The 4,624-nt window shown below is 57.2% G+C and carries 3 protein-coding genes and 1 pseudogene; 2 read left to right on the top strand and 2 right to left on the bottom strand.

Going from position 1 to position 4,624, the window contains the following annotated elements; genetic code table 11:
- On the top strand, positions 1–465 hold a 465-nt coding region (locus ACLP2E_RS18095; RefSeq protein ID WP_442466729.1), incomplete at its 5' end, for a hypothetical protein.
- Positions 466–505: 40 nt separating this feature from the next.
- Here ACLP2E_RS18095 and ACLP2E_RS18090 read toward each other — a convergent pair.
- Positions 506–1,468 (bottom strand): annotated as a pseudogene (locus ACLP2E_RS18090) (IS630 family transposase); the annotation flags it as partial.
- A gap of 56 nt (positions 1,469–1,524) precedes the next feature.
- Positions 1,525–3,468 (bottom strand): right-handed parallel beta-helix repeat-containing protein, encoded by a 1,944-nt coding sequence (locus tag ACLP2E_RS18085; RefSeq protein ID WP_442466728.1) that lies wholly within the window; start codon positions 3,466–3,468, stop codon positions 1,525–1,527.
- 151 nt (positions 3,469–3,619) lie between these two features.
- Here ACLP2E_RS18085 and ACLP2E_RS18080 point away from each other — a divergent pair.
- Positions 3,620–4,624, top strand: a 1,005-nt coding sequence (locus ACLP2E_RS18080) for a WcaI family glycosyltransferase (RefSeq protein ID WP_442466727.1), incomplete at its 3' end; no start/stop codon positions are given.

The following is a 4,624-nucleotide window of genomic DNA, read 5'->3' as shown; positions in this document are numbered from 1 at the left end:
ATGTCGCCTGGTCTTTGTCAAATTGCACGCCGCAACTTCAGGGCGCCGCAATTGCAAGAAAGGCTCAAAACCCCACCGGTCGTGGCCTGCGGCAACGCGCTTGCTTTTCAGTTCCCGCCTGGCGCATTGGTCGTATTCCTTTGCCATTCCTTTGGCCTCCCGACTCTGAAGCTTGTGCTGGACCGACTCGAATCAATCCCGCAGGCCGAGCACGAAATGTTTTTCGTCTATGAAAACCCCGTCTATGGGGAGGAGCTTGATCGGCGGAAGAGTTTCCAGCGCTGGTTCGCGCGCACGGTTCCGGCGGAAACGGATGAGCTTCCGTTTCATTCGGGCGTAAGAGCCTTGGGGAAAGAAACGATTGTCGTCTGGCGGCGTTCAAGCCGCGAGCGCGTTTCAACCGACGTCGACGCACACCGAAAGATCGTGATCGAAGAGGAGGACTGGCGCGCGACCCTGCTCTGATTTCGTCCCCCGGCGGGCCTCCATCTAGTGAACCGAGTGAGTCTGATGGTTCAGGCAGTCGCCTGAGCTTTGCAAGGATGGTTTCTGCGGGTTTTGTCCAAACGAAGGGCCTAGGATCGTCGTTGTGACGCCGAATATAGGCGCGAATGGCGTCCTGAAGGTCGGCGACGGGCTTGAAGACGCCGAGCCGAATGGCCCTGCGGGTCAGTACGGAAAAGAAATTTTCGACAGCGTTGAGCCAAGAGGCCGATGTTGGTGTGAAATGAAATGTCCAACGGGGATTTTCGGCCAGCCATTCGAGGACCTTCGGGTGCTTGTGCGTAGCATAGTTGTCGACGACAGCGTGGATGACCCTTCCGGCGGGAACGGCGCGCTCGACGGCGTTGATAAATTTGACGAATTCCTGATGGCGATGATGGGGCATGCAATGCCCAACGACAGTGCCGTGGAGAACGTCGAGCGCGGCGAACAGGGTGGTCGTGCCGTTGCGCTTGTTGTCATGGGTCATGGTCCCGCATTTGCCTGGCTTCAACGGGAGCCCGGGCGGAGTGCGGTCGAGAGCCTGGATCTGGTTTTTTCATCGATCGAGACGACGACCGCGTGAGCCGGCGGGTCCATGTAAAGGCCGACAATGTCCTCGACTTTGGCGGCGAAGGCCGGATCGTTGGACCGCTTAAATGTGCGCAGGCGATGAGGTTGGAGACGATGGGCGTTCCAAATGCGCTGAACAGAACTCTGCGACACGCCGGCGGCTTTCGCCATGGCCCTTCCGGTCCAATGGGTGACGGCCCCAGGAGGTTCGGTGCAAGTCAAAGCAACAATCCGCGCGACGACAGCTGACGCCAGCGCGGCGCGCCATTTCCAACACCGGCAATCGGTCGCCGGAAAAAAGCACGATTTTGGCGCGCTGCACGTGTTTGAGGGAACGGTTGCGATCGCCGATGATCTGCTTCAGGCGATCGGCGTCTGTGGCGCTCAAGAGGATGTTGACTGTCTGGGCCATGGTCGCAGACTCGCATGCCTCCGAGATTTTGTGAATCCTATGTTTGCCTCAATGCACTAGGGGAAGACTCGCGGCGACGTTTCCTCATTCGCGTTCCCAGGCTGCCGCCTGCCGGCGCTCTCAGCATCGAAGGGCTCGAAGCCGATGTCATGCGACGGCGTCGCTGGAAGGAGGCGGAAATCTCCTTTCGGCGCATTCGCGAAAAGAGGGTCCGCAACAATCGATTGCCTGTCCCGCCGGCTCGCACGCCGCCAAGAATTGATTTCGAGACTTCCAGGAAAGAAGGCATCGTCTCCGTTGGCGCGCCAATATAAATTGCGGTCCATAACCACCGCATCGGTTGAGCCCAGTGAAGAGCCGGAGGCGCCACAAAACAGCGGACTCGAATTGTTCCAATAAACGATGTTTCGCTCGAACACATAGCCAGCGTCGGCGCCATTTTGCGTTCCGTGCAGCTGGCAATCGCCGCCCTCAACGAAAATATTGTTGGCGACGCGGTTGTCCGCTCCGTAATGCTGGAAGTAGCCGCCGCTTTGGGCGCCGATTACGAAATTCCGCTCAAATCGAATGTCGCTCGACCCTTCATCGGCATAAAGGCCCCAACCGCCATAAGCGAATGAGCGGATGTCGGCCACGTAGTTATCGTGGATGATGGTCTCCGGTTGTTTGCCTAGCGTATAAATGCCACCGAGATCGGAGGTCACGCCCTGGCCGATCGCGCGCACCCGGTTGAAGCCGACGTCATTGTGATGAGCGGCGCTGGGGCCGTAGCCCCAGGTCCAACCGACCGAAATGCCGATTTGATAAAAATCGACGATGTCGTTGTGCTCTACGGAGTTGTATGACGCTTGCCCGATCCAGACGGCGACGGCGCCGGGGTGCAGGCGTCCGCCATGGGCAATGAGGCAATCCCGCAAGATATTGTGTGATGCTTCGAAATCGGGATCGGAAGGAAGGCGTAAAATGTTTTGCCACGTTCCTTCGATGGCGTAGCCGATCTTCACGCCACCGCCACCGAGGTCGTCGAATTCGCAATTTTCGATCGCGTTATTCTGCGACCCCACGCCGAACGCAATTGCATAGCCGCCGACGTGACGCAGCGCACAATTCCTGAAGGTGAGGTGACGAGTTCCGTAAGCGACAATCGCGGCCTTTAGTCCGATCTCCGCTTGCCCGAACGACTGCCCTGCCGACGGCAAAATCCAGTTGGCATGAGCAAAGCCAAGGCCGCGGAATTGGATATGCTCCACCCAATGCCTTCGCATTAAATCGCCTTGAAACACGAGCAACCGCTCCAGCAGGGGCGCGATGACTTCCGACTGATCCGGCGTTTCCCCTTTCATGGGCGCATAGATAAGTTCGCCGTGCGCTGCGTCGAGACGCCATTCGCCTGGCTGGAGTGGCGTCGCTGGTGCATTATCCACCAAATAGCGGTTTCCTTCGACGAACTCTGTCGTGCTGGGCCCTGTGAAAGTCACATGGTGTCGCGCCGCGTCGATCGACTTTATGCGCAAACGCGAAGCCTCCCAGTCGTGAAAAGCGAGAATTTCCACATCATGAAGATCGGGCCAATCGCTGCGCAGGTCGTTTCCTTGGAACTCGAATTCCTGCTTACTCACTTTTCGCGCAATTTTGAAATATCCGGATTTCGGAAGATGTGGGCGAAAGCGCCGTCGCCCGTTGACAAAGAGCTGGCTGAACGACCACGTTCCGGCGCGAACAGCCGCAAGGGTCTTGTGCCAACAACCGTCCTGCGCGACACGCCAGTCGCTGATTTTGCGGCCGCCGCTTAGCGTGACTTGCTCGCCTTCGAAAGCTTCGTATATCGTTGGCGAATTTTCCGAGCCTGAATCTTTCGGAGCAAATACGACAGGTTCGTCAAGGTAATAGACCCCGCCTCGCAAGGCGACCGTAATCGGCCCATCGCGACGCGGGCGCCGTTGACGCTCCAGCGCCACGAGTTCCTGAGCTCGCTTCATCGTGGCGAGCGGACCGTCCATGCCGTTCGAAGCGGCTGCGGCGAGACGTCCCGACCAAGAATCATTGCCGTCGAGTGCGACATAAAAGTCAGGCGCAGCGGCATGCGCGCTAGATGATGACAGGAATATCGTCATCGCCATAAGCATTCCCAATTCGACACATCTCCGGCGCATGTCCCTCTCCAATAACGGATTTTCAAACTTCGTGCATTCGTCCTTTGCAGCGGAATCAGTGGCCCGAAAGGGCCTTTTCGAGTGGAAGTCCGACCATCGCTTTTCGCCTCTTAAGAACGGTCTCGCCGAAAAAACGGAGTCTGCAATGATTATGCGATTTAACAGCCGTCGAAATGCCGAGAACTCGTTGCGATCGCCACGTCCTCCGATCCACTTGCTTATTCAAGCCATCAATTATGTACCTGAGCCGATCGGTTGCGCCAAATACACCAGCGAACTCGCTGAATACATGGCTAAGCGAGGATATGTTGTCGAAGTAATCTCCGCCGTTCCGCATTATCCGGGATGGCAAGTGCGCCCTCCGTTCCGCGCGTGGCGTTACGCAATAGAAACACTCAATGACGTCCGCGTCACCCATTGTCCGATCATTGTGAAGCGAAATTCGGGAGGCGCATGGCGAATGATCGCGCCACTCAGCTTCGCTTTGAGCGCCGCGCCAATCCTGCTTTGGCGCATGTTGAGATTCCGTCCAAATGTGGTGCTTTGCGTCGAGCCAACGCTCTTGGCGTCGCCTGTCCCCGTTCTCCTTGCGAAATTGATTGGCGCGCGCACGTTTCTGCATGTGCAGGACCTTGAGGTCGACGCGGCGTTTCGGGTTGGACACCTCAAGGGTCGCTGGCTCAGGAAAGTTGGTGAGGTATTCGAGCGGTTTCTTTTGCGTAGGTTTGACCGGATCATCACGATATCTGGAAAAATGCGCTCAGCCCTTATTCAGAAGGGGGTCGATTCGGAAGATGTCGAAGTGATCCGCAACTGGTTGGACATTCGGGCTATCAGTCCGACCCACTACGAGGGCCAGAATCCGTATCGCCGACAATTGGAAATTGATGACCGCACGTTTGTGGTGCTCTACTCAGGACACATCGGCGCGAAACAAGCCTTGCATGTCTTGCTCGACGCTGCGCGACTGCTTCAGGACGACGGCAATATCCTATTTATCGTC

The sequence above is a fragment of the Rhodoblastus sp. genome (assembly GCF_052145335.1).
Lineage (GTDB): Bacteria > Pseudomonadota > Alphaproteobacteria > Rhizobiales > Beijerinckiaceae > Rhodoblastus.
Note: the sequence above shows the minus strand (reverse complement) of the source record. Positions and strands in the feature narration are given on the sequence as shown.